Origin of the sequence: Brachybacterium sp. HMSC06H03 (assembly GCF_001807385.1) — a bacterium.
In the GTDB taxonomy this organism is placed as follows: Bacteria; Actinomycetota; Actinomycetes; order Actinomycetales; family Dermabacteraceae; genus Brachybacterium; species Brachybacterium conglomeratum.
In genome coordinates this window covers 25,129-51,647 of record NZ_KV788906.1, presented here as the reverse complement: position 1 = coordinate 51,647, position 26,519 = coordinate 25,129, and the positions used below count along the sequence as shown (strand labels likewise).

Genomic DNA, 26,519 nt, shown 5'->3' with positions numbered 1-26,519 from the left:
GCCTATCGCCGACCGGGGTGACGGGAACTATATTGCGCACCCTCGGCGTTGCGCACTATGTTGCGCAGTAGCGGCCGGTGCGCCCAGCCGCCCCCTCTCCCCTGCGCCCCGAAGGAGGTTCCCCATGACCGCGCCCGCTCACGCGAGCCCCGCGACCGCCCGGCCCGAGTCCCGCCTGCTGCGCTGGTTCGGCTCGTACGGGACCTTCGCGGTGCCGCAGGCCGCCGCGCCCATCGCCTTCTCCCTCATCGCCCTGCCGCTGACCGGCAGCGCCTCCGCCGGCGCCGCGATGATGCTCGCGATGACGATCGCGCAGGTCCTCGGCGCGGTCCCGCTCTCCCGGCTCGGCCGACGCTTCGCCCCGGTCCCCTTCGTCCGCGCGCTCATCGGCCTGCGCACCCTCGCGCTGATCGCGATCGCGGTGCTCGCCGGGCTCGGCGCCCCCTTCGCCCTGGTCGTCGCGGGCGCGGCGCTCGCGGGACTCGTCAACGGCGCGGCCTACGGAACGCTGCGCGCGGTGTTGAACCACCTCGTGCCCGCCAGCCGCCTGCCGCGCTCCCTCGGCATCGCGGCCACGCTGAACGAAGTCACCTTCGTGGCCTCGCCGGTGATCGCCGCCGTCCTCGGCGGGATCTCCCCGCAGCTCGCCGCCTGGGCGATGGTGCTGCTGGGCGCGGCGCCGCTGCTCCTGCTGCCGTCGATCCCCTCGGCCACCGCGCCCGGCCCCGAGCAGCGCGGCAGCGCGCTGCGCCTGAGCCCGATGATCCTGCTGTGGCTGGTGTGCGGCGGAGCGAGCGCCGCCTCGATCGCCGCGATCGAGATCGGTGCGGTCTCCCTCGCGGTCTCCTTCGGCATGCCGGCCGCCTGGGGTGCGCTGTTCCCCGTCGCGATCTGCGTGACCTCGGTCGCCGGCGGCGTGTGGGTGAGCATCCACAACCGGGAGCCGCGCCGCCGCACCGTGCTGGTGTGGCTGGGCGTGACCGCGCTCGGCGTCGCGATCGTCGGCTTCGGCCACTCGGTCGCCGCGACCATCGTCGGCGCGCTGCTGGTCGGCGCTGTGCTCGCACCGCTGGCCACCTACTACTCCCTGGTGCTGGACCGGCTCGTCGCGCCCGAGCACCGCGCCGAGGTGTTCGCGCTGCTCCGCACCGCCAACGCGCTCGGGATCATCACCTCCTCGGCGCTGATCTCGCTGGTCTCCCTGGAGGCGACCTTCACCGTGGTGATCGCGGTGATGGCCGTGGTGCTGGCGGTGACCGGTGCGGTGTTCACCTCCGGCTGGGTCAAGGCCCGCCGCCGGCGCCTGGCGCGCGAGGCCGCCGAGGCGCGGGCGCACGGCGAGGCCGCGGACACGATGGATCAGCAGAAGGGGGCCGCCAGCGGCACGCGCTGAGGCTCAGCGCCGCGCCGTGCCGCTGGAGTCCCGATTCTGCAGGCGGAGGGCCGAGTGCCTGTTCAGCCGAGCCCGTGGCCGAGCCGGAAGGCCTCCCCCGTCCCGTCGGCCGTGGGGATCGCGACCGGAAGCTTCCCGCGGGCCTTCACCTCGCCCGCGAGCACGCCGGCGAGCGCGCGCAGGGAGGCGTCGGCGTTGCCATAGGCCGCGAGGGAGGCGGTCACCTCCCCCACGTGCACCACGTCGTAGGGATTGCGCAGGGAGGCGTGCACGACGGGCGTGCCGGTCTCGGCGAGCGCCCGCACCAGGGAGACCTGCGCGGCGGGGGTGGTGAAGCCGGAGGACGAGGTGAGCACGAGGACCGCGTCGACCGCGGCGGCGGCCTCGGCGGCCTGCTCGGGCGTCGCGCCGGCGAGCGCTGTCGCGGCATGGCCCAGCGAGGTCAGCGCGTCGACCACCACCTCGAGCTTCGCCGCCGTGGCGGAGCCGGTGACCAGCACCGTCGCGCCGTCCGCGAGCGGGAGCGCGCCGTCCTCGGCGGTGATCAGGGTGATCGAGTCCTCGGCGATCCGCTCCGCGGCCGCGAGCGCGCGGGAGGTGCCGATCAGGCCCTCGGCCCGGGCGGCGTCCACGCGCACGTCGTCGAAAAGGCCGCGGCGCAGCTTCTGGGCGAGGATGCGCCGCACCGACTGATCCAGCCGCTCCTCGGTGATCTCGCCGCTCGCGACCGCCTCGCGCACCCCGCCGATCGCGACGACGAGGTCCGGCGGCATGAGCATCTGGTCGGCGCCGGCGAGGATCGCCTCGACCGGGACCCGGTCGTCGTCGAACAGGGTGCGCACGCCCTCCATCGCGAGGGAGTCCGTGACGATCACGCCCTCGAAGCCGAGCTCCTCGCGCAGCAGCCCGGTGAGGATCGGGTGGGACAGGGTGGCGGGGACGCCGGAGTCGTCGAGCACGGGCACGACGATGTGCGCGGTCATGATCGAGTCGATGCCCTCGTCGATCGCGGCGACGAAGGGCGGCAGGTCGAGGGTGTCTAGCTCCTCGCGGGTGTGGTCGATGACCGGCAGGCCCAGGTGCGAGTCGGTCGCGGTGTCGCCGTGGCCGGGGAAGTGCTTCGCGGCGGCGGAGCAGTCCGCGCCCTGCAGGCCCTTGATCTGGGCGGCGGCGAGGCGGGAGACCGCGCGGGGGTCGGCGCCGAGGGAGCGCACCCCGATCACGGGGTTCTGCGCCTCGACGTTGACGTCGACCACCGGGGAGAAGGCCTGGTGGAGGCCGGCGGCGCGCATCTCGGCGCCGACGATCTCCCCCGCCTTGCGGGCATGGGCGCGGGAGCCGGTCGCCCCCATCGCCATCTGACCCGGCAGCGGGGTCGCGGGGGCCGGCAGGCGGTAGACGACGCCGCGCTCCTCGTCGGCGCTGATGATCAGCGGGATCCCACCGCTCTCGAGCGCCGCGTCCTGCGCGTCGTTGGAGAGCGTCGCGACCTGCTCGATGCTCTGGAGGTTCTCGCTCCACACGAAGTAGATCAGCCCGCCCACGTGGTGGGTGCGGACGATCTCCGCGATCGTGTCCACGCCGGTGGTGGAGGTGTTCGAGGCATGAGGCTGGTCGGCGCGGGAGCCGTAGCCGACGGCGACGAAGAGCTGGCCGATCTTCTGCTCGAGGCTCATGCCGGCGAGGATCTCCTCGATCCGGTCGGCCTGGCCCTTCGAGGGCGCGGCCTGGGCGGCGACGGGCAGGGCGACGGCGGCGCCGGTGCCGGCGAGGGCCGCGGCGAAGGCGCGGCGGGAGAGGGATGACATGGGGATCTCCTGGGGTTCTCGGGACGTCGGCGTGCTCAGTACAGGCGGTAGCGCTTGGTGGTGACCTCGAAGCGCCTCGCCTCGCGGCGCCAGGCCGCGACGATCGCCTCGGGGGACTCGCCGTCCTCGAGCATCGCCCGGGTGCGCTTGGTGCCGGTGAGCTTGTCGATCCAGCACACGTCGTCCTCGGTGCGGCAGTCATCGCCCTCGCGCCAGTCGACCTCCTCCACCGTGCGCAGCAGCGCGGCGATCACGTGGATGCCGGTGCGGACGGGCTCGTAGGCGGCGGCATCGGTGACGTGCAGCTGCAGGCCGCCGCAGAAGACACCCGCGTGCTTGGAGGTGGTGGGGGTGGCGAACATCGGCCGGTAGAGCACGCCGGGGAGCTCGGCCGCGCGGAGGGTCTCGATGATCTCGTCGACCTGGGCCTCGGTGATGAAGGGGGCGCCGAACCACAGGAAGGGCGTGGTGGTGCCGCGGCCCTCGGAGATGTTCAGCGACTCGATCAGCCCCGTGCCGGCGTAGACCACGGCCGTGTCCGGGGTGGGGATGTTCGGGGAGGGCAGCACCCAGGGCAGCTCCTGGACGGGCGGCTCCTCGGGGTCGTAACCGCTCATCTCGACCACCTCGAGGGTGACCTCGCCGTTCAGGAACTCGCCGTTGAACAGGCGGGCGAGCTCCCCGACGGTGAGGCCGTGGGTCTGGGGGATCTCGCGCAGCCCCACGAAGGAGGACAGCTCCGGCTCGAGCACGAAGCCCTCGATGTCGGTGCCCAGCGGGTTCGGCCGGTCCAGCACCACGAACCGCTTGTCGTTCTCGCCCGCGGCCTGCATGGCGTAGTAGAGGGTCCAGATGTAGGTGTAGAAGCGGGCGCCGATGTCCTGGATGTCGAAGACGAGCACGTCGACGTCGGCGAGCATCTCCGGGGTGGGCTTCTGCGTCGCGCCGTACAGGGAGCGGACCGGCAGGCCGGTCTTCTCGTCGATGTAGTCGCCGACGGCGCCTCCGGCGGGCTCGGCGCCGCGCACCCCGTGCTCGGGCCCGAACAGGGCGGCCATGGTGAACCCGCCGGCGCCCTGCGCCTCGACCAGGAGGTCGATGGTGGAGCGCAGCGTGCGGTCCGCGCCGGTGGGATTCGTGATCAGGCCGACGCGCTGGTCGCGCAGGGTCTCGAGGGCGGCGGGCTCGAGGAGGTTCTCGACGCCGAGGCGGAAGTCCCCGTCGGCCCTCTTCTTCCCGCGGGCGGGGGCGGCCTGGGCGGAGGCCGCGCCGGCGAGGACGGCGCCGGCGGGAAGGGCGCCGAGGGAGGCGAGCACGCGGCGTCGTCCCGGTCGGGCCGGCTGCGCGGCGGGATGGGGCGAGGGTGCAGGGTTCACGGGGGACCTCCGTCGTCGTCGTCGGATCGTGGCGCACAGGCGCGATCCACCACGCTACCGGGGCGTGGTGCGGGTCACAACCGATTCGGGGAGGTCCGAGGCAGATGTCAGGAGAGCTCGGCGGGGCCCGTCCCCCAGCGGCGTCGGAGCTCCTCGACATAGCGTCCGAGCTCGGCGGGCATGTCCACCGAGGGATCCAGGAGCCACTGCACCTGGAGCCCGTCCATCAGGGAGAAGGTGGTGCGGGCGATGTGGCGGGCCGGGGCGTCGGCGGCGATCTCGCCGGTGCGCTGCCCCTCGCGCACGGCGTCCTCGAGCAGCGCGAGCGAGACCTCGAAGTGGCGGAGCATCCAGTCGTGGGCCGGATGGTCCGGGCCGACGGCCTCCCCGATCACGCTCGTGTACAGGGCGACGAGCTGGCGACGGCCGGCATTGATCCGCGCGAGCTCGACGAGTCCGTCGAAGACGGCCCAGGTACCGGCGTCCTCCGAGACGGGGACGTTGTCGATCGCGTCGCGGTGGTCCAGGACGGCGCCCAGCAGCGCGGCCTTCGAGGGGAAGTGGTGGGCGAGGCCGGAGGGGGGGATCCCGGCGGCCTCGGCGACCTGCGCCATGGAGGTGGCGGCATAGCCGTGCTCGGCGATGAGGTCGATCGCGGCGCGCAGCGCCGCCTCGCGCACCACGGAGGAGTCCTGACCACGGGGCCTGCCGGGTCGTCGGCGGCCGGGGCGGGGCTCCGTCGTGCTCATGGCGGTCCTTCGAGAGGGTCGAAGGACAGTGTTCCACCAGCGGCGAGGAGCCCCGGCCGCCGACCGTCCCGTCAGGTCAGGGGGTCACTTCACGCCGCGGATGAACATCGTCAGGATCGCTCCGATCACCGCGGCGATCAGGGCGGCGACCAGCAGCGCCGTGAAGTCGGTGCCGCCGCCGAGGTTCGCCAGCAGGAAGCCGCCGAAGGCGGGGGCGAGGAACTGCGGGAGGGCGTTGGCGATGTTGAACACGCCCATGTCCTTGCCGGCCTGCTCGCGGTCGGGCAGCACCTCGAGGACGAGCGCGAGGTCGACGGCGATGTAGGCGCCGTAGGCCAGGCCCATGATCGCCTCGACCACGTAGAAGGCGGTGACGGTGTCGGCGTGCAGGAGCAGGTAGGTGGCGATGCCGAAGATGAGGATCGAGGCGGCGACGAGGATCTTGCGCCGGCCCAGCACGTCCGAGAGCCAACCGGCCGCCAGGCTCGCGACCATCGAGGTGACGGTGTAGATGGTCACGCCGGTGGCGACGGCGCGGACGGCGTCGCCGGGCTCCAGCCCGAGGCGCCAGGTTGCCGGCGGCCTGGGCGAGGAACCAGCCCACTGCCATCAGCGCCGCACCGGGGCCGGGGCGATCAGGGCGAGGCCGACGAGCATGCCGAGGGCGCCGACGATCAGCCAGGGGCGACGGCGGCCGAAGCGGCTGGTGGAGCGGTCGGAGATGCGGCCGCCGAGGGCATTGAAGATGACCGCGGCCAGCGCCCCGGGCGCGACGGCGAAGGCGGTGATCGAGGCGGCCTCCGCCGGGCTGCTCGCGAGCTGGCTCGCCTTGATCTGGATCGACACGGTCGCCGGCCCCATCAGGGCGATGAAGATGCCGAGCTGGCCCAGCATGATCGGGTGACGTCTGCAGGAACGGCACTCCAGTGGCACGGCGAGGAACTCAGCGCCGCGGCGTGCCGTGAGAGTCCCCTTCCTGCAGGCCGGCCCCGCCGATGCGCTGCCCCCGATGCACGCGCCGCCTGATCAGCGTGTCCAGCGCTCCCCTGGTCTCCTCCCAGCGAAGCCAGATGTCCTCCCAGGTCAGCCGCAGCACCAGGCAGCCTTCGATCAGGGATGCCCGATCCCTCGACCGGTCCGCGTAGTACCGGGACCGCTCTCCGTGGTGGCGCACGCTGTCGCACTCGATGACGAGACGGTCGCCGACGAGCAGATCCACGCGCCCTCCCCGGAACACGGTCACCTGCTCCCGCACGCGCACCCCGCGCCGCTCGAGGTACCGACGCACCCGGGTCTCGGACCCGGAGCCCGCGAGCGCGCTGACCCGACCGATTGCACGCCGTCGACGGGCGGGGGCCTCGGCGAGCAGGAGGTCGACCTGCGAGGGGACGAGCAGCCGGCGCTCGAGGGCCGATTCGAGGAGCACCGCAGCGGAGTCGGCGTCCAGACAGGAGAGGGCGTGGGAGAGAGCCGCATCCAGCGGCAGCACCGGCTCGTCGTCCGGCCAGCGACGAAGCGCTGGACGGTGCCTCGAGACCACCCCTGCATGCTCCTCGCTCGTGGGGCGGCGGGAGGTCTCGTGCACGTCGGGGCCGAGGTCCGGCGTCCACAGCCCGTGGATCCGCGCGGCCGAGAGACAGGTCAGGCGATTGCCCCGGGAGAGCGCACCGGCCACGTCGTCCGGGGTCTCGGCGACGCCGAACCAGCCGCCGCCGTACCCGCGCAGCGCCCCGTCGGCGACGAGGTGCTGCTGCCGGTGCCGGGAGATGCCGGCCGCGCGCAGGTCGGCGGTGGTCCAGACATGCAGGCGTCGACGGAGCGGGGAGCGCGGATCCATCCCCGGAGCGTCCCCGGATCTCGATCTCGCCGGGGCCGGCAGGCGCGAGATGTGGACGGGGCGGCGTGGGGAGGAACGGCGGGCTCCTGCAGAAAGGGGACTCCAGCGGCACGGCGAGGAGCTCAGCGCCGCGGCGTGCCGGTGGAGTCCCGTTTCGGCTGACCGGGTGCGGGGCGGTCAGGCGGCGCGGAGCCCCGTGGCGAGGTCGAGGAGGTGGTCGAGCACGCCCTCGCCGCTCGCGCGCAGGCCGTTGTGCTCGTACTCGCTGGTGACCCAGGTGCGCAGGCCGGGCAGCAGCGCGGCGGTGGTCATCGAGTGCTCGCGCGGGACGTAGGCGTCGTCGTAGTAGACGGCGGCGGCGCCGGGCACCTCGGCGGCGCGCAGGGCCTGCTCGTCGTAGAGGCGGGGCCATTCGTGCTCGGCGAGGAGGTCCGCGGCCTCGGCCCACACGGCGAGCTCGGGGTCCTCGGCGAACAGGTCGCGGTGGATGTGCTCGCCGGCCAGGAGCGTCGGGTCCTCCGCGACCGCGGCGGGCATGGTGCGGTCCGCGGCCCAGCGGGTGGCGAGCCCGTCGGCCCAGCAGCTCTCGTGGATCACGGCGTACAGCGGGTTCCGGCCGGAGAAGGGCAGGGCCGCGGCGAGGTCGTGGGCGAAGGCCGGGGAGGCGGGGTCGAGGTCCAGGAGGAGGTGGAGGCGCTCGGCGCCCTGAGAGGCGCCGAGCAGGTGGCCGAGGCGGCGCAGGGACTCGACGCCGATGCGCCTCCCGCCCGGGGCGCGCAGCCGGCCCGCGGCGGCCTCGTCGGCCAGGCGGCGGAAGCGGTCGCGGTCGCCGGGGAAGCGGGCCCAGTACCTCTCGGAGCGGGCGATCATGCCCTCCCACGTCGTGGCGTAGACCTGGTCCATGTGGGGGCCGACGGTGGGGAGCCCGCCCGTGAACAGGGCCTTCTCGACGCTGCCCGCGGCGGCGGAGAGATAGCGCAGGGTGGTGAACCCGCCGAAGGACTGCCCCAGCAGCGACCAGCGCGGAATTCCGAGCGCCTCGCGCAGCAGCTCGGCGTCCGCCACGATCGCGTCGGCGCGGAAGTGCGTCAGGTAGCGGGCCTGCTGGTCGGGGCTCGCTTCGCGCAGCGTGCGGGCGCCCGAGATCGCTCCCTCGGGCAGCGGGGCGTCGGGGCCGACGGGGGTGGAGCGGCCGGTGCCGCGCTGGTCGAGCATGAGCACGCGGTGCTCGCGCAGGGCGCGGGGCAGCCAGGGCGGGGAGGCGGGGTCCAGGGGCCGCGGCGCCTCGGAGCCGGGCCCGCCCTGGAGGTAGACGAGGACGGGGAGGTCCTCGCCCCCTGGCCGGGCGACGAGACGGGCGAAGAGCTCGATCCGGGGCCCGGCGGGGTCGGCGTGGTCCAGCGGGACGGGGAGGGTGAGGTCGGCGAGGGCGAGGCCGGGCAGGGTCCAGTCGGTGCGTGCGGGAAGGGCGGTCTCAGCGGTCATCGGGTCTCCTGGAGGTCTCGTCGTCGCGGGTGGTGGTGCCGGGGAAGTACTCCCAGTCGAAGCGGTGCAGACGGCCGGGCCGGTCGCCGCGCTCGACGGCGCGGTCCACGACCACCCCGGACAGGCGTGCGAAGACGTCGTCGACGCCGTAGTAGCTGATCGGGCCGAGCAGCTCGGCCTCGGCGGGGATGTCGCCGATGGCGATGATCTCGAGCTCCTCCGGGACCTCCACCCCGGCCCGCGCCGCGGCGAGGCGGAGGGCGACGGCCTGGTAGCCGGTGTAGCAGAGGGCGGCGGAGGGGCGGTCGGGGCCGTTCAGCCAGTCCAGGGCGATCTCGAAGGTGCCGCGGGTGCCCTCGGGGGTCAGGCGCATGCGCTGCTCGGCCGGACCGTCGTCGTGGACGGCGACGGCGTCGACGAAGGCGGCGGTGCGGGGCATGCTGAGCGCGCCGCCGGGTCGGGAGCGCAGATCGGGGGCGAGGAGGTGGACGCGGTCGTGGCGGGCGCGGAGGCGGGCATAGGCGTGATGCACGGCGGGGACGGGGCTGGAGCTGACCACGTCGAAGCGCTCGGGCTCCATCTGCGCGCTGAAGGCGACGAGGCCGCTGCGGGTGCGGTCGGAGAGGCTGCGCACGCGGCGCGGACCGTCCTTTTCGAGATCGATCGCGGTGAGCAGCGCGGCGTCGGCCTCGGCGCCGAGGAGGTGCTCGTACCAGCGCGGGTCGGTGAGGACCAGGGTGGACAGGCCCGTGCAGAGCGCGTCCTGACGCACCTGGCTGGTGAGCTGGACGCCCCACGGATCACCCAGGCTGCTGAGCGCCAGGACGACGCCCCCGCCCCGGCTCGCGGCGGCCGGGGGCGCGATGCTGTCGTCGTTCGCTGCGACCACCGGGGATGCACCTCCGCACCAGACGGGCATTGCGGCCGAAATGACCACGAAGTAGGAGAGTACACGCTGGTCACGGCGATGTCGCGTCCTTCGTCGCAGAACTCTTGCGCACGGTCAGGCGCTGGCTCCCCCGCTCAGCCAGCCGATCGCAGGACCTGCGGTGTTCAGCAGCAGGATCACGCCGATGATCCCCACCGTCCAGGAGAAGGCGCCGCTCGCGTGGCGCACCGCCCCGTCGTGGACCCGCTCGAGGAATCGGTCGCCGCGCTCCCCCAGCAGCACCCGCGCCCCGCACAGCAGGAGGGCCGGCAGGATCATCACTGCGCAGTAGCCGACGAGCACGAGCGCCCCGCGGGGCAGGCCGATGCCCATGTCCGCGATGATCCCGAGCGCGGCGAGATAGGGGATCATCGAGGCCGCCTCGATCAGGCCCGCGCCGAGGGCGAGCGTGATCAGCGCGGAGGGCCGTCCCGAGGCGCGGCGGGCGCGGGCGGTCCATCGCCGCGCGGACGCCTCCGGGTCCCCGCCGCGCTTGACGATGGCCTTCGGGTCGAGGCGGAAGGACCACCACAGCAGGGCCGCCCCGGCGGCGGCGAGCAGCACCATGGTCTGCGGGGCCGCGAGCAGGTGGCCGAGGCGCTCCATGAGCGGGAGCAGGCCGGCGAGCAGCGCCATGCCGAGCAGCAGGTAGAACACCCCGATCACCGCGAGGTACAGCAGCGTGCGCCCGGCGACGCGGCGGGCCCCGCCCTCCCCCACCACGAGCAGGATGAGGGGGATGACGAGGGTGCCCATCGAGGTCGAGTCGACGAGGGCGAGCACCATGAGCCCGAGCGGGCCGGCGAGGGAGGCGAGCTGGTCCATGGCTCCATCGTGCGGGGCGGTGAGCGCGCCGGTCCTCCTCCCTTGGGACGAGACCCGGCGGAGGCCCGAGGCCGGGCGGGCGCGGCCGCGTAGGCTCGCACCATGCCCGCCGACGTCCGCGCCGACGCCTCCGCCGCCCCCGACACCGCCGCCGTCGGCGCGCCGCGGGTCACGGGGCGCGACCTGCTGACCGCGGGGATCTATGCGGCGCTCGTCGTGGGGCTGGCCCTCTCGGGGGTCTCGAACTCGGGGTTCGTCGGCGAGGGTCCGCAGTGGTCGCGCGGGGTCTCGGTCGTGCTGCTGCTGGCGGCGTGCGCGAGCCTGTGCTGGCGACGCAGCCGCCCGCTGGTGCCCTTCGTCGTCGCCGGGCCGCTGGCGACCGCGGAGATCATCGGCGGTGGGCAGATCTCCGCCTACTTCCTGCTGTTCGAGGCGCTGTTCGTCCCGGTCATGCACGGCACTCGGCGCGTGGCGCGCACCTGCACCGCGATCTCGATCGCCGCCGCAGCGGCCGCGATGCTCGCGGCGTTGCTCGGCGGCCTGCCGGGACCGGCGGTGTTCCTCGTGGCGATGATCGCCGGGCTGATGGCGAGCACGCCGCTGCTGTGGGGCTGGGAGGTGCGTCACCACCGGGAGGCGCGCGGCGCGGCCGAGCGGCTGGCGGGCCTCGAGCACGAGCTCGCCGAGAGCCGGGCCGCGCAGGCCGTCGAGGCGGAGCGGCGCTCGATCGCCCACGACCTGCACGACGTCGTCGCCGGTCATCTCAGCGCCGTCGCCCTCCACTCCTCCCTCGCCGCCTCGCTCGAGGACCGCGAGGCGAGGGAGGGTTCCCTGGCCGCCTCCCGCTCCTCCGCCCAGGCCGCGCTGCGGGATCTGCGCTCGATGATCGGGGTGCTCGCCGACGAGGGCACCGGCACCCTGCCGAGCGCCACCCTGGACTGGCCCTCCCTCGCCGCGCGTCTGCGGGCGCGGGACCCGTCGGCCCGGGTCGAGATCGCTCCCGAGCTCGCCGATCCCGCCCGGGTGGGACCTGCGGTGCAGGCCGCGGCGTTGCGGATCGGGGCGGAGGCGGTGACCAATGCGGTGCGGCACGGCCGGGCGCCGATCCGGCTCACGGCGGGGATCCAGGAGGGCGCGGTGCGGATCGAGCTGGTCAACGGCCGCGACGGTGCGGAGCCGCTGGGGGCCGGGATGGGTCGTGCGGCCCTCGCGCACCGGGCGCTCGCGGTCGGCGGGACGGCGAGCTCGGGCCCGGTCCCGGACGCGGACGGGTGCCCGGGGTGGCGGGTGGAGGCGGTGCTGCCGCTCGACGCATCGGGCGCCCCGCCGGCCGAGCCGCCCCTGACCGGCACGACTCTCACCGCCACGGAGGCCTCGCCGCGATGACCGTTCCGTCCCCCTCCCCTGCGGCGTCCGACCGCCCCTCCTCCGCCCCGATCCGGGTGGTCGTCGCCGAGGACCATCCCGCCGTGCGCTCGGGGCTCGTCGCGCTGCTGAGCTCCGCCCCGGACATCACCGTGCTCGCCGAGGCGGCCGACGGCCCCGCCGCCCTCGAGGCCGCCCGCGCCCACCGCCCCGACGTGGTGCTCACCGACGTGCGCATGCCCGGAGCGACCGGCATCGAGATCACCCCGCGGCTGCGGGAGACCGGGGCGAGCGTGCTGGTGATCTCCGGCTTCGACCTCGACGAGTTCGTGCTCGGCGCGCTCGCGGCGGGGGCCGACGGCTATCTCGTGAAGTCCGAGGACCCGCAGCGGATCCTCGCCGCGGTGCGCGACGTGCACCGCGGCGACGCGGTGCTCTCGGCGGCCGCGACCCGCACCGTGCTCGCGGCGCTGCGGGGGCGTGAGGGCGGTGCACCCGACGAGGCCCCGCCCGCCTCCCCGGCGCCCACCACCCCGGAGCCCGCGCTCACCGGGCGGGAGGAGGACGTGCTGGCGCTGGTGGCGCAGGGGCTGACGAACCAGCAGATCGCCCGCGAGCTGTTCGTCGAGATCACGACCGTGAAGTCCCATCTCTCTCATGCGCTGATGAAGCTGGGCCTGGGCTCCCGGGTGCAGGCGGCGCTGTGGTGGCAGCAGCACCGAGGCTCCTGATCGTCCCTGCCCAGCCGCCTCCCTGTCCCTGATATCACGGTGACGAGAAGCAGGGTCGCATGGGACGATCGGTGCGGGCCCGGACCTCGTCCGCCGCCCCTCCGACGGGTGGCCTTCCGGTCCCGGCCCGCCGGACCGCACTCGACGAAAGCGCGCCAGCCATGCACGCCCCCTCCCCCACCCCGACCGGTGAGCTGCCCGCCGTGGACGCCGGCCCCTCGACCTCCGCCCCCGAGCCTGCCGCGACGACCCGGGTCACGCCGATCATCGCCGTGCTCGTGGTCTCCGCCTTCGTCATGATCCTCAACGAGACGCTGCTCTCGGTCGCGCTGCCGGTGCTGATGGAGGACCTGTCGATCACGGCCGTGACCGCGCAGTGGCTCTCCACCGGCTTCATGCTCACCATGGCCGTGGTCATCCCGACCACCGGTTTCCTCATGACGCGCCTGTCGGTGCGCACGGTGTTCCTCCTGGCGATGGCGCTGTTCCTCGCCGGGACGGCGCTGGCCGTCATCGCGCCGAGCTTCCCCGTGCTGCTCGGGGCGCGCGTGATCCAGGCGGCGGGCACCGCGATGGTGCTGCCGCTGCTGATGACCAGCGTCCTCGCGCTGGTCCCGCTCCGCTCCCGCGGCCTGGTGATGGGTCTGGTGGGCGTGGTGATCTCGGCGGCGCCCGCGCTCGGGCCGACGATCTCCGGCGCCATCCTCGCCCGCGGCTCCTGGCATCACCTGTTCGTGATGATGCTGCCGATCATCGTGGTCGCGCTGGTGATCGGGCTGCTGTTCATGCGCAACTACACCGAGCCGCGCGCGGTGCGCCTGGACGTGCTCTCCGTGGTGCTCTCCGCGATCGGCTTCGGCGGCGTGATCTATGCTCTCGCCTCGATCAGCGCGATCGTCGACGGGCATGCGCGCCTGGTGCCGCTGCTCGCCGCCGCCGCGGGCCTGCTCACCCTCGCGGTGTTCGCGGCGAGGCAGGTGCGGATGCGCGCGCGGGGCCAGGAGCCGCTGCTGGACCTGCGCCCGCTGACCGTGCGCACCTACCTCGTCTCCCTGCTGGTGATCCTGCTGTGCTTCGCCACGATGCTCGGCACCGTCGTGGCGCTGCCGCTGTACATGACCGGGGCGCTCGGCATGTCGACCCTCGCCGTGGGGCTGACGATGCTGCCCGGCGCGGCGGCCTCGGGGCTGCTCGGGCCGCCGGTCGGCGCGCTCTACGACCGGGTCGGCCCGCTGCCGCTGGTGCTGTTGGGTGCGGCGCTGATGGCGCTGGTGAGCTGGGCGTCGATGCTGCTGCTGGACGGCGACGCCACCCAGGGTCTGGTCATCGCGCTGAACGTGCCGCTCGGGATCGGCATGTCCATGGTCATGACTCCGCTGATGGCGCTGTCCCTCGGTGCGCTGCCGAAGGAGCTGTACGGCCACGGCTCCGCGATCCTCAACACCCTGCAGCAGCTCGCCGGAGCGCTCGGCACCGCGGTGTTCATCGCGCTGCTGACCCTCGGCGCTGCGGTCGCGGCGGAGTCCGGGGCGGGTGCCGAGCTCGCCCAGGCCTCGGGCGCGACCTGGGCCTTCGCCGCCGGCGGCGTGATGTGCTCGATCGCGGCGCTGCTCGCGACGACGCTGCGCCGGCCGCAGGCCGCCTGACCGCTCAGGCGTCGTCGGCCGTGGTGGTGCCGGGGAAGAAGCGCCAGTCGAAGACGTGCGTGGTCCCCGGCCGGTCGGTGCGGTCCACCGCCCGGTCCACCAGGATCCCGGCCAACCGCGAGAAGACGTCCTCGACGCCGTAGACGCTGATCGGTCCGAAGAACTCCGAGCTGGCGGGGATGTCGCCGATCGCGACGAACTCGAGGTCGTCCGGGACCGACAGGCCTGCCCGCTCGGCCGCGAGCTGCAGCGCCACCGCCTGGTAGCCGGTGAAGCAGACGACCGCGACGGGCCGGTCCGGGCCCGCGAGCCAGTCGAGCGCCGCGCGGTAGGTGTCGTGGCTGCCCTCGGGCACGACGTGCACGAGCGCCTCGGCGTCGTCGCCGTGGGCGCGGGCCGCCTCGAGGAAGGCACGGGTGCGCTGATGGGCGAGGACGCCGCCGGGCCGGTCGACCTCCGGGGCGAGCAGGTGCACCCGCTCGTGCCGCGAGCGCAGCCGCGCGTAGGCGCTGCCGATGGCGGGCAGCGGCGAGGAGGAGACGACGTCGAAGCCCTCGGGCTCCATCTGCGCGCTGAAGGCCACCAGCCCCGTCTGGGTCGAGCGGGCCAGGCGCCGCATCTGCTCGGGCCCCTCGGGGACGAAGTCGATGCTGGTGATGAGGGCGGCGTCGGCGGAGGCGCCGAGGAGGTACTCGTACCAGCGCTCGTCGGCGAGGACCAGGGTGGACAGCTCGTGCGCCAGGGCCCGGTCGCGGACCCGGGTGGCGAGCTGCACGCCCCAGGGGTCCTCGAGCGTGCCCAGCGCCAGCACGATCCCGCCGCCGCGGCCGGTGCGCATGGCCTGCGCGTGACGGTTGGGGACGTAGCCGAGCTGCTCCGCGGCGGCGCGCACCTTCGCCTTCGTCTCGGCGGAGCCCGCCGAGCGCAGGCCGCCGCGGCCCGAGAGCACGAAGGACGCGGTCGCGATCGAGACGCCGGCCTCGCGGGCGACGTCCGCGAGGGTCACGGGGCCGCGCGTCGGCCGGCCGCCGTCGTCACTGGTCATGCGGCGGTCCTCCTCGGCACGTCTCCTCGCGCCGTCCGGCGCGGGTCCCGCGAGTCCAGTCGCGACGCGCCCCGGGGCCGCCTGTGGCCGCGGGGTCGAGCAGCTCGGCGAACCGGGCGAGCGCCGCAGGGCCGACGACGTCCTCCTCCCCCAGCGGGACCTCCTGGCACGGCACCTCGGGCAGGGCGGTGCGGAGGGTGGCGAGATGCTCCTCCTCCACCGCGCGGCGGCGGGCGAGGAAGTCGCCGCGGTCCGCGGGCGAGCGCTTGTTCACCACGAGCGCGCCGACGTGGACGCCGGTCCGCGTGAGCTCCTCGTGCAGTTCGATCGTCTCCAGCACCGGCAGCCGCTCGGCGGCCAGCACGATCGCGAAGGAGGTCGCGGAGGGGTCGGTGAGGGTCTCCCGCAGTCCGGCGAGCCGGTCGCGGCGGCGCAGCAGGATCGCACGGATCTCCTCGTCGCGCTCCTCGAGCGGGTCCCGCGGCGCGGTGGAGCCGAGCACGGAGGTGCCGAGGTCGCCCTCCCCTCGTCGGCCGGATCCGCGCCGTTCCAGTCCGCGCCGTGCCGCGCCCAGCCGGGCGGACTTCTCCCGCCGGGCGAGCAGCCCGTCGGTCCAGGCGGTCATCACCTCCGGCAGCGCCATCAGGCGGGCTGTGTGGCCGCTCGGGGCGGTGTCGAGGACGACCAGATCGAACTCCTCCCGCCCCCGCTCGACCAGCTCGGTCATCCGCTCGAGCACCGCGGCCTCGTGGGTGCCCGGGGAGCGGCGGGAGAGGTCCATGTGCTTGTCGACCTCGCCGTGGAGGGTGCGGGGCATGAGCCGCTTGAGGGTGGTGGCGACGTCGCGCAGGTGCTGGTCGGTGGTCGCGTCGGGGTCGATCTCGATGCCGTGCAGGGAGCCCCCGTCAGCCCCGTCGGCCAGCGGCGTGACCCGGTCGCCGATGCGCCGCTCCCACAGATGGCCGAGGTTGTGGGCGGGGTCGGTCGAGACGACGAGGACGCGCCTGCCGGAGCGGGCGGCGTCGAGGGCGACCGCCGAGGCGAGGGTCGTCTTGCCGACCCCGCCCTTCCCGCCGAGGAAGAGCACGCGGCGGGACCGCGCGAGGCTCAGCAGCATCGGTACTCCTCCAGCGGCGAGCGCTCCATCCCCATCCTGCGGTGCCAGTCGTGGAAGCCGTCGTAGAGGACCGGGAGCAGCTCGGCCGTGTAGTAGGAGGCGGGGTTGGGGACGCCGAGCATCTCGCTCATCACGAGCATGCGGAACAGGTCGTCCTCGTCCCGCTGCGCGCGGGCGAAGGTGCGCCGGTAGGGGCCGACGTAGAACTCGTGCAGCCCCTCGGCCAGGGCGCGCAGACGGGACGAGACCGTCATCGGGCCGAGGAGTCCTCGAGCGGCTCCTCGTCGGCGCCCTCCACCTCGGGCGGCTCCGTCCGCGCGCGGGTCAGCGCGATCGCGGACTCGACGATCACCCACACCGCGGCGATGAGGATGATGACGTCGAGGACCAGCAGCAGCCAGCTGCCCTCGGCCGCGTACTGACCCACCTGCACCAGCAGCGCGAACACGCTCACGAAGAGCACGAACAGCAGCGGCAGCAGGACCGGCAGCACCGGGCGGCGCTTGCGGGTGAGCATCACGGCGAGGATCGCGAGGGTCAGCGCGGCGAGGATCTGGTTGGTGGTGCCGAACAGCGGCCAGATCACCATGCCACCAGTGCCCCCGGAACCGGCGCCGAAGGCGAGGGCCAGACACACCACGAGCACGATCGCGGTCGCGACCAAGGTGCCGAGCCGCAGGCCGAGGATCTGCCCGATCTCCTGGACCACGAAGCGCTGCAGGCGCACCCCGGTGTCCATGGTGGTGGCGGCGAAGAGCACCGCCATGGTGGCGAGGATCGTGGCGGACAGGGAGGTCGGGATGCCGAGGCCCGCGTTCAGGATGGAGCCGCCGCCGACCACGAACGCCTCCACGCCGCCCTCGTTGAACGCGGAGTAGACCGCCTCCCAGTCCGCGAGGGTGCGGAAGCCGGCGGTGGTCGCGATGATCGCGCCGAGCGCCAGCAGGCCCTCGCCCACCGCGCCGAAGTAGCCCACGAACCGCGCGTCGGTCTCCTTGTCCAGCTGCTTGGAGGAGGTGCCGGAGGAGACGATGCCGTGGAAACCGGAGATCGCGCCGCAGGCGACGGTGACGAACAGCAGCGGCATCATGCCCGGGGTCCCCTCGGGCACGGCCTGGTTGAGCATGGGGGCGACGACCTCGGGGCGGAAGATCAGCACCGCGCCGTACAGCAGGGCCAGGCCGACGAACAGCTGCAGGCCGTTGATGTAGTCGCGCGGCTGCAGCAGCACCCACACCGGCAGCATCGAGGCGATGCCGGCGTAGACGAACAGCACCAGGATCCAGAACGGCTCGGCGCCGATGCCGAGGAAGCCCTCCGGCAGCGCCACGGGGAACCTGTCGCCGAGCAGGATCAGGCTGTACAGGGCGACCACGCCCACCACCGACACGATCGGCAGGTTCCATTTCAGGCGGTAGATCGCCTGCCCCACCAGCACCGCGACCACGAGCGCTCCCCAGGTGGGGATCACGGCCGACGGGGTGGAGACCAGCAGCCCGGAGATCACCACGGCGAAGACGGTGTTCACCATGAGCAGCAGCAGGAAGATCACCACGAGGAACAGCCGGCTGCCGCGGCGGCCGATGTACTTCGCGGCGAGGGTGCCGATGGACTGGCCGCGGTTGCGGGCCGAGGCCCACAGCGCGCCGAGGTCGTGCATGCCCGCGAAGAACACGGTGCCGAGGGTGACCCAGAGGAAGGCCGGGCCCCAGCCCCAGATCACGGCGACGGCGGGGCCGACGATCGGCGAGGCGCCGGCGACGGAGGTGAAGTGGTGGCCCCACAGCACGAACTTGTTGGTGGGGACGTAGTCGACCCCGTCCTGCAGCTCATGAGCGGGGGTGCGGAAGCCGGCGTCGAGCCGGTACACCTTCTTGGCGAGATAGCGCGAGTACAGCAGGTAGCCGGCGATCATCATGCCGACTCCCACGATGGCGAGGACCAGGGAGTTCACGAGGAGTCGTCCTTCGGGGCGGGGGCGGGGAAGCGCGACCGTCGTGGTGCGGGGACGGGCGACCTCCCTCGGCCTCCGGCTCCTCCGCGTCCTCGTCGAGCGCGTGGGTCCACTCTAGGGCAGGCCACGGGCCGACGGGTGGAGCTCGAGCGGCGATCAGGTCAGCGCGCGCAGGTACCGCGTCGTGACGAGGGACTGGACGAGTCGGGCCGCGGGGGCGCCGAGACGCGCGTACCAGGTCGCCGGTCGGGAGACGGCGTCGAGGTGGAGTCGCACCAGGCCCGTCGGGGTGCGGGTCAGCAGGAACTGCTCGATCCCGGCTTCGGGGTGGCCGGGCAGGGTGCCATAGGCGAAGCCGGCGCGGTCCGGCTCGTCGATCACCCGCAGGACGCGGCACGGGGCGGTGATCCGCAGCGGTCCCGCCCCGATCCGGAGATGCACCTCGGCGCCCTCGCGCAGCGGGGTGTGCGACGCGGAGACCCCCAGCCCGGCACGTCGGTGCAGGTTCCAGCGGAAGAGGCGCGCCCGCGCGTCCTCGAGGTCCGCGCCGAGGAGCACGGTGCTGCGGTGCAGGCGACGGAACCCCGGCGGCGGGTTCTCGAGCGCGTCGAGGGGGACGGTGACCTCCTGCTCCCCGACGGCCTCGAGCGCGATGTACGCGCGGGAGGTGACGGTCCCCGCGTGGCCCGGGCGGAGCGCGTCGAGCCGCCGGGCGAGCGGGCTCGGGAGCGCCCATATCACCGTGTCCAGCCGACGGGAGGGCCAGGGCTCGCGGAGCATCTCCTCCGCCCACGGCTCCTCCCCCGGGTCCAGCATCGGATCCATCGGTCGCGGCGTCCACCCCTCGACCCAGGGGCCGGCGGTGAGGACGGCGTTCACCTCGGGCTGGTCGACGCCGGCGCCGGCCGAGGCGCCGAAGGAGGAGCGGTCGCTGCGTCCGCGCGGGGAGATCAGGGCCTCGTAGGAGCCGTCGACGATCGAGAGGATCACCTGGTCGAGCTGCTCGAGCAGATCGCGGGAGCCGGAGTCGCAGGCGTCGCAGCCGCAGTCCGGGATCGTCTCGACCGGGAGCGGCGGGTCGCCGGCGCCGACGACGAGCCCGGGCAGCAGTGCGTCGGCCGGGGCCAGATCACGGTCGCCGTCCTGCCCGTCGGGGGCGGTGCGGGCCAGCAGCAGGGGCTGCGCGCCCGGTCGGTGCGGGCGCAGGACCGTCGCTCGGTGAGTGGTGACCAGCGGGTCGGTCAGCCAGGTCAGGGCAGCGCTGTCCGCGATCTCCTCGCGCTCGGCCCAGCCCTTCGCGACGAGCACCTGGGCCCAGGCCTCGGCGCGGGCGGCGAGGATCCTGTGCTTGCCGGGGTCGAGGCAGCGGCTGTACTCCTCCTCACGCACGGGGATGTCCTCGCCGTCGGGCCCGAGATGCGGGTCTGGCCAGGGCGGGGTGTCGGCACCGGTCACGGCGAAGCTGCGCTCGACGTCCGCGAGCAGGTCGAGCAGCTGCGGAGAGAAGGGCGGGCCGGCGTCGATCTCGCCCTCCTGCAGGAAGGCGTGATGCTCCTGCCACCAGGTGGGCGTCTCGTCGTCGGTCATGAGGCGGAGGCTATCCGCGGCACCGGGCGGAGTCCACGTCTTTCAGCCGGCCGTGCGTCCGCCCGCCGAGGCGATGCCGAGCCAGGTGCGGCGGTTGTTCCACCAGCACCAGCCGAGCTTCGGCGCGTCCTTCCGCTCCTTCCCGTCGCGGCCGGCGCCGCCGGAGATCCACAGCGCGGGGGTGCGGGAGTCGAGCGTGCCGCTCGACTTCCGGGCCCGGGAGCCGATCGTCATGAAGGAGTGGTTCCGCTCGAGGACCTCGGGGACCTGCAGCACCCAGAGCAGCCCCTCGGTGAGCAGCAGCGGGCTGCGTCCCGCGGCGGTGATCCACTCGAGCGCCTCGGCCGGGGAGGCGTTCTCGAACTCGTCGCCGCGCTCCGGGGCCTGGACGAGGTAGAGCGGCGCGTCGGGCAGGTCGAGGCCGGTCGGGGCGAAGGCGTCGACGTCGGTCATGTCCTCGACGACGAAGCCCGGCTTCTCGCCGCGCCGCAGGAGCGGGGCGAGGGACGAGGGCGGGGCGAGGGCGGGGTCGATCGCGAGCAGCGCGTCGGTGCGATCGGCGCCGGCGCGCTCTGCGGTCCCGCGCAGCGCGTCGGCCGAGAGACCCGCGACGGTGTGGAGGTCGAGCGCGATCAGGCGCTCGGCCTGGGCGGCGAGGGTGGGCAGGGCTGTGGAGGCGGTGATGGGAGCTCCTCGGAGGAAGCGGCGGGCGGGATGAGACGGACCGGGGACAACGCGGGCGTTGACGGGAATGTTCCCCGCCGCGATGCTGCCGGGCAGTGGTCGGCGGGAGGCGGTGCACACTTCTGCGCTCCCTGCGTAGCCTCGGCGCCTCTGGCGGTCTGAGGTCATGAACAGGACGCCGAAGTGTGCGCACGGGGGTTCGGTCCGCTCGACGGGCGGGGCCGGGTAGGGAAGAGTGGGCGGCAGCGCCGGGACCGAGGAGAGGGTCAGGATGAGGATCGCGATCGCCGGGGGAACCGGCATGGTCGGACGACGCATCACCGAGGCCGCTCGACACCGCAGGCACGACACGGCGGTGCTGAGCCGCCGCGAGGGCGTCGACGTGCTCACCGGGCAGGGGCTGGACGCCGCGCTCGAGGGGTCCGACGTCGTCATCGACGCCCTGAGCATCACCACCCAGAACGCCCGGAAGGCGACCGAGTTCTTCAGCGCCACCAGCAGGAACCTGCTCGAGGCGGAGGAGCGCGCCGGCGTCGGCCATCACGTGCTGCTCTCGATCGTCGGGCTGGAGGCGGCCGATGCCGCCTACTACGCGGGAAAGCTCGCCCAGGAGCGGCGGGTCGAGGCCTCCGCGCTGCCGCACACCATCGCCCGCGCCGCCCAGTTCCACGAGTTCGCCGGCCAGATCATCGCGCAGACCACGCTCGGCCCGCTCACCCTCGCCCCGCGGATGCTCTCCCGGCCGGTCGCCGCCCGCGAGGTCGGGCACCACCTGGTGGATCTCGCGGAGGACGGCCCCGCTCGGCGCGCCCCGGACCTGATCGGGCCCGAGGAGACCACCCTCGCCACGATGATCCGCCGCCAGTACGCGCACGACGGGATCTCCCGGCGCGTGCTCGAGCTGCGGCTGCCCGGCACCTACTGGCGGGGACTGGCCTCCGGGGCGCTGCGCGGCGACCCCACGACCGCGAGGATCGGCGAGATGACCTTCGCGCAGTGGCTGGACTCAGAGGACCACCGCGGCTGAGGAGCCGGGAGCCCGAGCCGCTCAGCCCCGACGGCGGCGTGCCCCGGCGGCGAGCTCGCGCAGCGCCTCCTCGGTCGCGTCCCAGCCCATGCAGGCGTCAGTCACCGAGCGGCCGCGGACGAGCCCGACGGGGCCGACCTCGGGGTCGAGCTTCTGCGCGCCGCCGAGGAGGTTGCTCTCGAGCATGATCCCGGCGATCGCGGCGCCACCTGTCGCGACCTGCTCGGCCAGCAGCCCCGCGACCTCCCGCTGGCGCACGTGGTCCTTGCCGCTGTTGGCGTGGGAGGCATCGATGATGAGGCGCTGCGGGAGCCCTGCCGCCTCCAGCCGGCCCGCGGCCTCCGCGACCTGGGCGGGGGCGAAGTTCGGCCCGTCGGCCCCGCCGCGCAGGATGAGGGAGAGGTCGGGGTTGCCGGTCGTGGCGACCAGTGCCGCCCTCCCGTCGGCGTCGATGCCGAGGAAGGATTGCGGGGCGGAGGCCGCGCCGAGCGCGTCGAGCGCGACCTGGATCCCGCCGTCGGTGCCGTTCTTGAACCCGATCGGCATGGACAGTCCCGAGGCGAGCTGGCGGTGGATCTGCGACTCGGTGGTACGTGCCCCGATCGCACCCCAGCTGATGAGGTCGGCGATGTACTGAGGGCTGATCGGCTCGAGGAACTCGGTCGCGGCGGGCAGGCCGAGCGCGGTGACCTCGCGGAGGAAGGCGCGGGCGGTGCGCAGCCCCGCGGCGATGTCGTGGGAGCCGTCCAGGTGCGGGTCGTTGATCAGGCCCTTCCAGCCGACGGTGGTGCGCGGCTTCTCGAAGTAGGTGCGCATCACCAGCAGCAGGTCGTCCTGCACCTCGGCGCGCAGGTCCGCGAGACGTCGGGCGTAGTCGAGCCCCGCCTCCGGGTCATGGATCGAGCAGGGGCCGACGACGACCAGCAGGCGGTCGTCGGCGCCGGTGAGCACGTCGCGGATCTGCTCGCGGTGCGCGGCGACCTGGGCGGCGGAGACGCCGGTCAGCGGCATCTCGGCGCGGAGCTCGGCGGGGGTGGGCAGCGCGGTGAAGCCCGCGACGTGACGGTCGGGGGCGACATCGGCGTCGGCCTGGACGGGGGTGGTGGCGAGAAGGGTCATGGGTCCTGTCCTCCGGGTGGGGCGGACCCGCTGCTGCAGAGCCCGCCGGGAATGGCGAAGGGCAGAGCGGATGCTCTGCCCTTGTCGGCTCTGGAGAGGGTCGGTGGCGCTATACGGCGGCTGGCCCCTCCGGAGCCGACTTCGCATAGAACTGCCAACGCTTCTGCATGGGAGGCACCCTACACGTCTCCGGCGCCCGCGCCATCCCGGGAGTCGAGGCGGAGATGTGAGGCCGAGCCGTTCGACCGGAGGGTCGGACGGCGTGCAGGGTCGGCGCGTAGGCTCGGGGCATCGCACGGGAGCCGTGCGTCCACTCGACCGAGGAGGTCCGCGATGAGCACCGACGAGAAGTTCGAGAACAGCAAGGACAAGCTGGGCGGCCAGGCCAAGGAGGGCCTCGGCAAGCTGACCGGCGACAAGGAGACCCAGGCCGAGGGCCAGGCCCAGCAGGGCAAGGCCGACGCGAAGGACAAGCTCCAGGACGCCCGCGACACCGTCAAGGGCGCGCTGAACGGCCTGGGCGGCCAGGACAAGAAGGACTGACCGCCGCCGGGCCGAGGCCCGACGCACGTGAATCCCCGAGGGCGGCTCCACCAGGTGGGGCCGCCCTCGTCGTGCGCTCCGGCGTCTCCGCCGCGGGCGCTCACTCCAGCCGGGTGACCTCCTGCCCGTCCTCGACCGCGTACTCGCCGGACCGGAACGGCTCGGGGGAGAGCACGAGATGCACGGCGCCGCTCGCGGTGGTGCGGGTGCTGCGCACTGCGAAGCCGCGCGGCGGTGACCCGTCGGCGAAGAGGCGCTTGCCGCCGCCGACCACCACCGGGAAGACGATCAGGTGGTACTCGTCGATCATCCCGGCCTCGTGGAGGGCCGCGGCGAGCTGCGCGCTGCCGCTGACCTTCAGCTCCCCCTCCGCCTTCAGCCGGGCGATCGCGGGCAGCGGGTCGGCGCTGTCGATCACGGTGGTCTCGCCCCAGTCCGGCTCGTAGCCGGCATGGGCGACCACATAGCGCCGTGTGTGGTTGATGGCCCGTGCCACGGGGTCGCTGTCATCGACCTGCGGCCAGAAGGCGCGGAACATCTCGAAGGTGGTCCGGCCCAGCAGCGCCGTGTGCGGGGTCTCGAGCCAGGAGGTGACGATCTCGCCGAAGTCGGCGTCGGCGGTGTACGGCACCTGCCAGCCGCCGGCGGTGAACCCGCCCGAGGAGTCCTCGTCGGCGGCGCCCGGCGCCTGCATCACCCCGTCGACGGTGAGGAAGGTGTTCACGGTCAGAATCATCATCGGTCCTCTCGAAGGGGGCGGGTCGGGGTCGAGTCTCGGCCGACGGGGGCGGTCCGGTCTTGGACGGGAACGACACCTTCCCCGACCAGGACCCCGATAACGCATCGACCCGAGGTGTCCTCCCGGCGACTATGTGTCCATGCGACACCGCAGCGCGGACACCGGTGCGCGATGATCCGGATCGAGCACCGGCCCTCGGTCTCGCCGTTCGTCGCGCAGCTGTGGCGCGCGCACGCCAGCGGGGTGGAGACGATGACCTCGGTCGCGAACTCGACGTGGGAGCTGGTGGTCTGGACCGAGGGCGAGCAGCTGCTGACCTCCGTGCGGGGCCCGGAGACCTGCGCGACCACCGCCCCGGTCCCGCTCGACTCCTCCTCGCTCGGGATCCTCTTCGCGCACGGCGTGCACATGCCGCACCTGCCGGTGACCGGGCTGGTCGACGCCGAGACCCCGCCTCGGCCCGTGCGGGACGGCGCGTTCCTGCTGCGCGAGGGCTCGTACCCGCTGCCGACCTACGACGCCGCGGAGCAGCTCGTGGAGCGGCTCGTCACCGACGGGGTCCTCGTGCGGGACGCCCTGGTCGCCGACGTCCTCGACGGGCTGGCGCCGACGGTCTCTCCCCGCACCGTGCAGCGCCGGGTCCACGCCACGACCGGGCTCACCCTCGGCACGATCCGGCAGATCGCGCGGGCCCGCGAGGCGGCGCTGAGGCTCGGCGACGGGGTCCCGATCCTCGAGGTGGTGCATGAGCTGGGCTTCTACGACCAGTCCCATCTCTCGCGGGCGCTCGGCCGGTTCATCGGCCGGACCGCGACCGAGCTCGCGCAGGGACGCCATGCCCGGCCGCTCTCGCTGCTGTACAGCCCCCGAGAAGGGGCGGGCGCCGCGGCTCCGGGACGGTCGACGGGCCGCGACCGGTGACAGGCGGCGCTGCGAGGCGCACCATGGAGACCGCCTCCGAGAGGACTCCCCCATGACCCAGAGTGTGCGTGTGCAGAACTTCGGCGTCTCCCGCGACGGGATCGGCGCCGGCGAGGACCAGACCTTCGAGCAGCCCTTCGGGCACGTCGACCCCATGGAGCTGCTGGGCTGGGGCTTCGCCACCGCCAGCTTCCCGTCCCATGAGCCCGGCGTCGGCACCCGCGGCTTCGAGGACCGCCTGACCCGGGACTTCGACCACGGGATCGGGGCCGAGATCATGGGCCGGCACAAGTTCGGCCACCAGCGCGGGCCCTGGACCGACGACGGCTGGATCGGCTGGTGGGGCGAGGAGCCGCCGTTCCACACCCCTGTCGTGGTGCTCACCCACTACGAGCGGGAGCCACTGGTGGTCGGCGAGACGACCTTCCACTTCATGAACGCCTCTCCCGCCGAGGCCCTCGCGCGGGCGAAGGAACTCGCGGGCGGTAAGGACGTGAGGATCGGCGGCGGGGTCACCACCGTGCGGGAGTTCCTCGACGCGGACCTGATCGACGAGCTGCACGTCTCGATCGCGCCGGTCGAATACGGGCACGGGCTGCGTCTGTGGGAGCGCCCCGAGGAGCTCGAGGACCGCTTCCACCTGGAGAAGGTCATGGCGCCGAGCGGCGTCGAGCACTGCTTCCTGTGGCGGCGGTGACCGAGCAGGTCTCGGTCAGCTGAGCTCCTCGAGCATCTCGAGCGCGCCGTACGCCTCGATGAGCACCTCGGCGGTGCCGCGGACGCGGACGTCCTGCCCGTCCGGCGTCTCCTCCCTCTCCAGCAGCCCGTAGGCGGCGAGGGTGGAGAGGTCCCGCTCGGCCTGCCAGTACCGGGTGATCTCGTCGACGTCGGGATCCCCGGCGGGATCCTGAGGGACCAGGCCGCGGTCGAGCGCGACGCGGATCGTGCCCGGGAGCAGCAGCCCCTCGGGCGCGACCGTGTGCAGCAGCGCGGTGAAGGTGTCCGGGCCGCCGAACAGTCCGCCCTCCTCCGGATCCTGCCGCAGGCTCTCCAGGACAAGCAGCACCATCAGGGCGCGGGCGAAGCGGACGAAGCCGGCCGGGTCCTCGGCCTCGTCGGCCGCCGGCACCATCCCCTCCCCCGGCATGACCTCGGTGCCTTCCGCGGTCAGCCAGCCCCCGGCCACGAGCGCGTTCCAGGGGCCGACGATCCCTCCGATCTCCCGCATCGTGGTGGGCTCCGCGTCGCCGAGGTCGAGGGCCTGGGCCAGGGCGCGGACGTCGGCCGCGGCCAGCTCGCCCTCGGGGCCGAGCGGGAGGCCGTCGCCGACGTGCTCGAGCAGGGTCACGGCGCCACGCACCAGCGGGATCCGCGCGAGCGCCCCGGCGGCGGCGGACGGATCCTCGTCGAGGTCGGCCGCCCGTTCGAGGTCCTCGCGGTGCAGCCCGTCCTGCGGGAGGAACCAGGGCCAGCCGGTCGGTTCCGCGGCGGCGGGCGCAGGCTCCTCGGGCTCCGGCGGCGGCGCGGAGGAGAAGACGACCGACAGGTCGACGGGGTCGGAGCCCGCGTCCGGAGGACGACGGCGTTCCTGGTGGTCGTGTCGCGTGCTGTGCTGCTCCGGCATGCCGTCCATGATGACG

Annotated in this window: 26 protein-coding genes; 8 read left to right on the top strand and 18 right to left on the bottom strand. The window is 73.9% G+C overall.

What is annotated here, in order from left to right; genetic code table 11:
• Positions 1 to 124 precede the first annotated feature (124 nt).
• A complete protein-coding gene (locus tag HMPREF3159_RS12845) occupies positions 125 to 1,393 on the top strand; it encodes an MFS transporter (RefSeq protein ID WP_070501431.1) in 1,269 nt (422 codons plus the stop codon).
• A gap of 62 nt (positions 1,394 to 1,455) precedes the next feature.
• Here HMPREF3159_RS12845 and HMPREF3159_RS12840 read toward each other — a convergent pair whose 3' ends face one another.
• From HMPREF3159_RS12840 to HMPREF3159_RS12800, 9 genes are all read right to left on the bottom strand, one after another.
• A complete protein-coding gene (locus tag HMPREF3159_RS12840) occupies positions 1,456 to 3,201 on the bottom strand; it encodes a glycoside hydrolase family 3 protein (RefSeq protein WP_070501430.1) in 1,746 nt (581 codons plus the stop codon).
• A 35-nt stretch (positions 3,202 to 3,236) separates the two neighbouring features.
• Positions 3,237 to 4,577, bottom strand: a complete 1,341-nt coding sequence (locus HMPREF3159_RS12835; RefSeq protein ID WP_070501428.1) for an exo-beta-N-acetylmuramidase NamZ family protein — start codon at positions 4,575 to 4,577, stop codon at positions 3,237 to 3,239.
• Positions 4,578 to 4,684: 107 nt separating this feature from the next.
• Positions 4,685 to 5,326, bottom strand: a complete 642-nt coding sequence (locus HMPREF3159_RS12830; RefSeq protein ID WP_070501427.1) for a TetR/AcrR family transcriptional regulator — start codon at positions 5,324 to 5,326, stop codon at positions 4,685 to 4,687.
• 84 nt (positions 5,327 to 5,410) lie between these two features.
• Positions 5,411 to 5,845, bottom strand: a complete 435-nt coding sequence (locus HMPREF3159_RS12825; protein ID WP_070501425.1) for an MFS transporter — start codon at positions 5,843 to 5,845, stop codon at positions 5,411 to 5,413.
• Between the two features lie 90 nt (positions 5,846 to 5,935).
• Entirely contained in the window at positions 5,936 to 6,220 is a 285-nt protein-coding gene (locus HMPREF3159_RS12820; protein ID WP_070501423.1) for an MFS transporter, read from the bottom strand.
• 49 nt (positions 6,221 to 6,269) lie between these two features.
• Entirely contained in the window at positions 6,270 to 7,163 is an 894-nt protein-coding gene (locus HMPREF3159_RS12815; protein WP_070501421.1) for an endonuclease domain-containing protein, read from the bottom strand.
• A gap of 177 nt (positions 7,164 to 7,340) precedes the next feature.
• Complete coding sequence (locus HMPREF3159_RS12810) at positions 7,341 to 8,648, bottom strand: alpha/beta fold hydrolase (RefSeq protein WP_070501420.1); 1,308 nt, start codon at positions 8,646 to 8,648, stop codon at positions 7,341 to 7,343.
• Positions 8,638 to 9,537, bottom strand: a complete 900-nt coding sequence (locus HMPREF3159_RS12805; RefSeq protein ID WP_070501418.1) for a substrate-binding domain-containing protein — start codon at positions 9,535 to 9,537, stop codon at positions 8,638 to 8,640. The genes HMPREF3159_RS12810 and HMPREF3159_RS12805 overlap by 11 nt, the downstream gene beginning before the upstream one ends.
• Before the next feature lie 114 nt (positions 9,538 to 9,651).
• Complete coding sequence (locus HMPREF3159_RS12800) at positions 9,652 to 10,401, bottom strand: GAP family protein (RefSeq protein ID WP_070501416.1); 750 nt, start codon at positions 10,399 to 10,401, stop codon at positions 9,652 to 9,654.
• Between the two features lie 102 nt (positions 10,402 to 10,503).
• Between HMPREF3159_RS12800 and HMPREF3159_RS12795 the strand changes: the two genes are divergently transcribed.
• From HMPREF3159_RS12795 to HMPREF3159_RS12785, 3 genes are all read left to right on the top strand, one after another.
• Positions 10,504 to 11,787 carry a sensor histidine kinase gene (locus HMPREF3159_RS12795; protein WP_246821634.1) on the top strand — a complete coding sequence of 428 codons (1,284 nt, stop codon included), beginning with the start codon at positions 10,504 to 10,506 and terminating at the stop codon, positions 11,785 to 11,787.
• The gene (locus HMPREF3159_RS12790; RefSeq protein ID WP_070501414.1) at positions 11,784 to 12,497 is read left to right on the top strand and encodes a response regulator; all 714 of its coding nucleotides are present in this window, start codon (positions 11,784 to 11,786) and stop codon (positions 12,495 to 12,497) included. The genes HMPREF3159_RS12795 and HMPREF3159_RS12790 overlap by 4 nt, the downstream gene beginning before the upstream one ends.
• Positions 12,498 to 12,658: 161 nt before the next feature.
• Positions 12,659 to 14,143 (top strand): DHA2 family efflux MFS transporter permease subunit, encoded by a 1,485-nt coding sequence (locus tag HMPREF3159_RS12785; protein ID WP_083305945.1) that lies wholly within the window; start codon positions 12,659 to 12,661, stop codon positions 14,141 to 14,143.
• A gap of 4 nt (positions 14,144 to 14,147) precedes the next feature.
• On the opposite strand, the gene HMPREF3159_RS12780 is transcribed toward HMPREF3159_RS12785, so the two are convergent.
• From HMPREF3159_RS12780 to HMPREF3159_RS12755, 6 genes are all read right to left on the bottom strand, one after another.
• Positions 14,148 to 15,188 carry a LacI family DNA-binding transcriptional regulator gene (locus HMPREF3159_RS12780; protein ID WP_070501413.1) on the bottom strand — a complete coding sequence of 347 codons (1,041 nt, stop codon included), beginning with the start codon at positions 15,186 to 15,188 and terminating at the stop codon, positions 14,148 to 14,150.
• Complete coding sequence (locus HMPREF3159_RS12775; protein ID WP_246821633.1) at positions 15,178 to 16,305, bottom strand: ArsA family ATPase; 1,128 nt, start codon at positions 16,303 to 16,305, stop codon at positions 15,178 to 15,180. Before HMPREF3159_RS12775 ends, HMPREF3159_RS12780 begins: the two co-directional genes overlap by 11 nt.
• A complete protein-coding gene (locus tag HMPREF3159_RS12770) occupies positions 16,296 to 16,559 on the bottom strand; it encodes a cory-CC-star protein (RefSeq protein ID WP_062948399.1) in 264 nt (87 codons plus the stop codon). The genes HMPREF3159_RS12775 and HMPREF3159_RS12770 overlap by 10 nt, the downstream gene beginning before the upstream one ends.
• Entirely contained in the window at positions 16,556 to 18,259 is a 1,704-nt protein-coding gene (locus tag HMPREF3159_RS12765; RefSeq protein ID WP_070501411.1) for a carbon starvation CstA family protein, read from the bottom strand. Before HMPREF3159_RS12765 ends, HMPREF3159_RS12770 begins: the two co-directional genes overlap by 4 nt.
• Positions 18,260 to 18,415: 156 nt before the next feature.
• A complete protein-coding gene (locus HMPREF3159_RS17985) occupies positions 18,416 to 19,846 on the bottom strand; it encodes a DUF1990 domain-containing protein (RefSeq protein WP_141748223.1) in 1,431 nt (476 codons plus the stop codon).
• A gap of 42 nt (positions 19,847 to 19,888) precedes the next feature.
• Entirely contained in the window at positions 19,889 to 20,650 is a 762-nt protein-coding gene (locus HMPREF3159_RS12755; RefSeq protein WP_210388876.1) for a DUF5701 family protein, read from the bottom strand.
• Positions 20,651 to 20,801: 151 nt separating this feature from the next.
• Between HMPREF3159_RS12755 and HMPREF3159_RS12750 the strand changes: the two genes are divergently transcribed.
• Positions 20,802 to 21,557, top strand: a complete 756-nt coding sequence (locus tag HMPREF3159_RS12750; RefSeq protein WP_070501409.1) for an SDR family oxidoreductase — start codon at positions 20,802 to 20,804, stop codon at positions 21,555 to 21,557.
• Between the two features lie 21 nt (positions 21,558 to 21,578).
• On the opposite strand, the gene HMPREF3159_RS12745 is transcribed toward HMPREF3159_RS12750, so the two are convergent.
• Positions 21,579 to 22,676, bottom strand: a complete 1,098-nt coding sequence (locus HMPREF3159_RS12745; protein WP_070501407.1) for a 3-deoxy-7-phosphoheptulonate synthase — start codon at positions 22,674 to 22,676, stop codon at positions 21,579 to 21,581.
• Positions 22,677 to 23,009: 333 nt separating this feature from the next.
• Here HMPREF3159_RS12745 and HMPREF3159_RS12740 point away from each other — a divergent pair, with 333 nt between their 5' ends.
• Positions 23,010 to 23,219, top strand: coding sequence for a CsbD family protein (locus HMPREF3159_RS12740; RefSeq protein ID WP_070501406.1), 210 nt, complete (start codon positions 23,010 to 23,012; stop codon positions 23,217 to 23,219).
• 100 nt (positions 23,220 to 23,319) lie between these two features.
• Here the strand turns inward: HMPREF3159_RS12740 and HMPREF3159_RS12735 are convergent, their stop codons facing one another.
• Positions 23,320 to 23,958 carry a dihydrofolate reductase family protein gene (locus HMPREF3159_RS12735; protein ID WP_070501404.1) on the bottom strand — a complete coding sequence of 213 codons (639 nt, stop codon included), beginning with the start codon at positions 23,956 to 23,958 and terminating at the stop codon, positions 23,320 to 23,322.
• Positions 23,959 to 24,129: 171 nt separating this feature from the next.
• Here HMPREF3159_RS12735 and HMPREF3159_RS12730 point away from each other — a divergent pair, with 171 nt between their 5' ends.
• Together HMPREF3159_RS12730 and HMPREF3159_RS12725 are read left to right on the top strand one after the other, a co-directional pair.
• Positions 24,130 to 24,879 (top strand): AraC family transcriptional regulator, encoded by a 750-nt coding sequence (locus tag HMPREF3159_RS12730; protein ID WP_070501402.1) that lies wholly within the window; start codon positions 24,130 to 24,132, stop codon positions 24,877 to 24,879.
• A 52-nt stretch (positions 24,880 to 24,931) separates the two neighbouring features.
• Positions 24,932 to 25,576, top strand: a complete 645-nt coding sequence (locus HMPREF3159_RS12725) for a dihydrofolate reductase family protein (protein ID WP_070501400.1) — start codon at positions 24,932 to 24,934, stop codon at positions 25,574 to 25,576.
• A 15-nt stretch (positions 25,577 to 25,591) separates the two neighbouring features.
• Here the strand turns inward: HMPREF3159_RS12725 and HMPREF3159_RS12720 are convergent, their stop codons facing one another.
• A complete protein-coding gene (locus HMPREF3159_RS12720) occupies positions 25,592 to 26,503 on the bottom strand; it encodes a hypothetical protein (RefSeq protein WP_070501399.1) in 912 nt (303 codons plus the stop codon).
• Positions 26,504 to 26,519: the final 16 nt, after the last annotated feature.

What these genes read in the sequence shown, in the direction of transcription:
- HMPREF3159_RS12845 (WP_070501431.1), top strand. Translation starts at nt 125, where the DNA reads ATGACCGCGCCCGCTCACGCGAGCCCCGCGACCGCCCGGCCCGAGTCC.
- HMPREF3159_RS12840 (WP_070501430.1), bottom strand. Translation starts at nt 3,201, where the DNA reads ATGTCATCCCTCTCCCGCCGCGCCTTCGCCGCGGCCCTCGCCGGCACC.
- HMPREF3159_RS12830 (WP_070501427.1), bottom strand. Translation starts at nt 5,326, where the DNA reads ATGAGCACGACGGAGCCCCGCCCCGGCCGCCGACGACCCGGCAGGCCC.
- HMPREF3159_RS12820 (WP_070501423.1), bottom strand. Translation starts at nt 6,220, where the DNA reads ATGCTGGGCCAGCTCGGCATCTTCATCGCCCTGATGGGGCCGGCGACC.
- HMPREF3159_RS12815 (WP_070501421.1), bottom strand. Translation starts at nt 7,163, where the DNA reads ATGGATCCGCGCTCCCCGCTCCGTCGACGCCTGCATGTCTGGACCACC.
- HMPREF3159_RS12810 (WP_070501420.1), bottom strand. Translation starts at nt 8,648, where the DNA reads ATGACCGCTGAGACCGCCCTTCCCGCACGCACCGACTGGACCCTGCCC.
- HMPREF3159_RS12800 (WP_070501416.1), bottom strand. Translation starts at nt 10,401, where the DNA reads ATGGACCAGCTCGCCTCCCTCGCCGGCCCGCTCGGGCTCATGGTGCTC.
- HMPREF3159_RS12795 (WP_246821634.1), top strand. Translation starts at nt 10,504, where the DNA reads ATGCCCGCCGACGTCCGCGCCGACGCCTCCGCCGCCCCCGACACCGCC.
- HMPREF3159_RS12790 (WP_070501414.1), top strand. Translation starts at nt 11,784, where the DNA reads ATGACCGTTCCGTCCCCCTCCCCTGCGGCGTCCGACCGCCCCTCCTCC.
- HMPREF3159_RS12785 (WP_083305945.1), top strand. Translation starts at nt 12,659, where the DNA reads ATGCACGCCCCCTCCCCCACCCCGACCGGTGAGCTGCCCGCCGTGGAC.
- HMPREF3159_RS12780 (WP_070501413.1), bottom strand. Translation starts at nt 15,188, where the DNA reads ATGACCAGTGACGACGGCGGCCGGCCGACGCGCGGCCCCGTGACCCTC.
- HMPREF3159_RS12775 (WP_246821633.1), bottom strand. Translation starts at nt 16,305, where the DNA reads ATGCTGCTGAGCCTCGCGCGGTCCCGCCGCGTGCTCTTCCTCGGCGGG.
- HMPREF3159_RS12770 (WP_062948399.1), bottom strand. Translation starts at nt 16,559, where the DNA reads ATGACGGTCTCGTCCCGTCTGCGCGCCCTGGCCGAGGGGCTGCACGAG.
- HMPREF3159_RS17985 (WP_141748223.1), bottom strand. Translation starts at nt 19,846, where the DNA reads ATGACCGACGACGAGACGCCCACCTGGTGGCAGGAGCATCACGCCTTC.
- HMPREF3159_RS12750 (WP_070501409.1), top strand. Translation starts at nt 20,802, where the DNA reads ATGAGGATCGCGATCGCCGGGGGAACCGGCATGGTCGGACGACGCATC.
- HMPREF3159_RS12745 (WP_070501407.1), bottom strand. Translation starts at nt 22,676, where the DNA reads ATGACCCTTCTCGCCACCACCCCCGTCCAGGCCGACGCCGATGTCGCC.
- HMPREF3159_RS12740 (WP_070501406.1), top strand. Translation starts at nt 23,010, where the DNA reads ATGAGCACCGACGAGAAGTTCGAGAACAGCAAGGACAAGCTGGGCGGC.
- HMPREF3159_RS12735 (WP_070501404.1), bottom strand. Translation starts at nt 23,958, where the DNA reads ATGATGATTCTGACCGTGAACACCTTCCTCACCGTCGACGGGGTGATG.
- HMPREF3159_RS12730 (WP_070501402.1), top strand. Translation starts at nt 24,130, where the DNA reads ATGATCCGGATCGAGCACCGGCCCTCGGTCTCGCCGTTCGTCGCGCAG.
- HMPREF3159_RS12725 (WP_070501400.1), top strand. Translation starts at nt 24,932, where the DNA reads ATGACCCAGAGTGTGCGTGTGCAGAACTTCGGCGTCTCCCGCGACGGG.
- HMPREF3159_RS12720 (WP_070501399.1), bottom strand. Translation starts at nt 26,503, where the DNA reads ATGCCGGAGCAGCACAGCACGCGACACGACCACCAGGAACGCCGTCGT.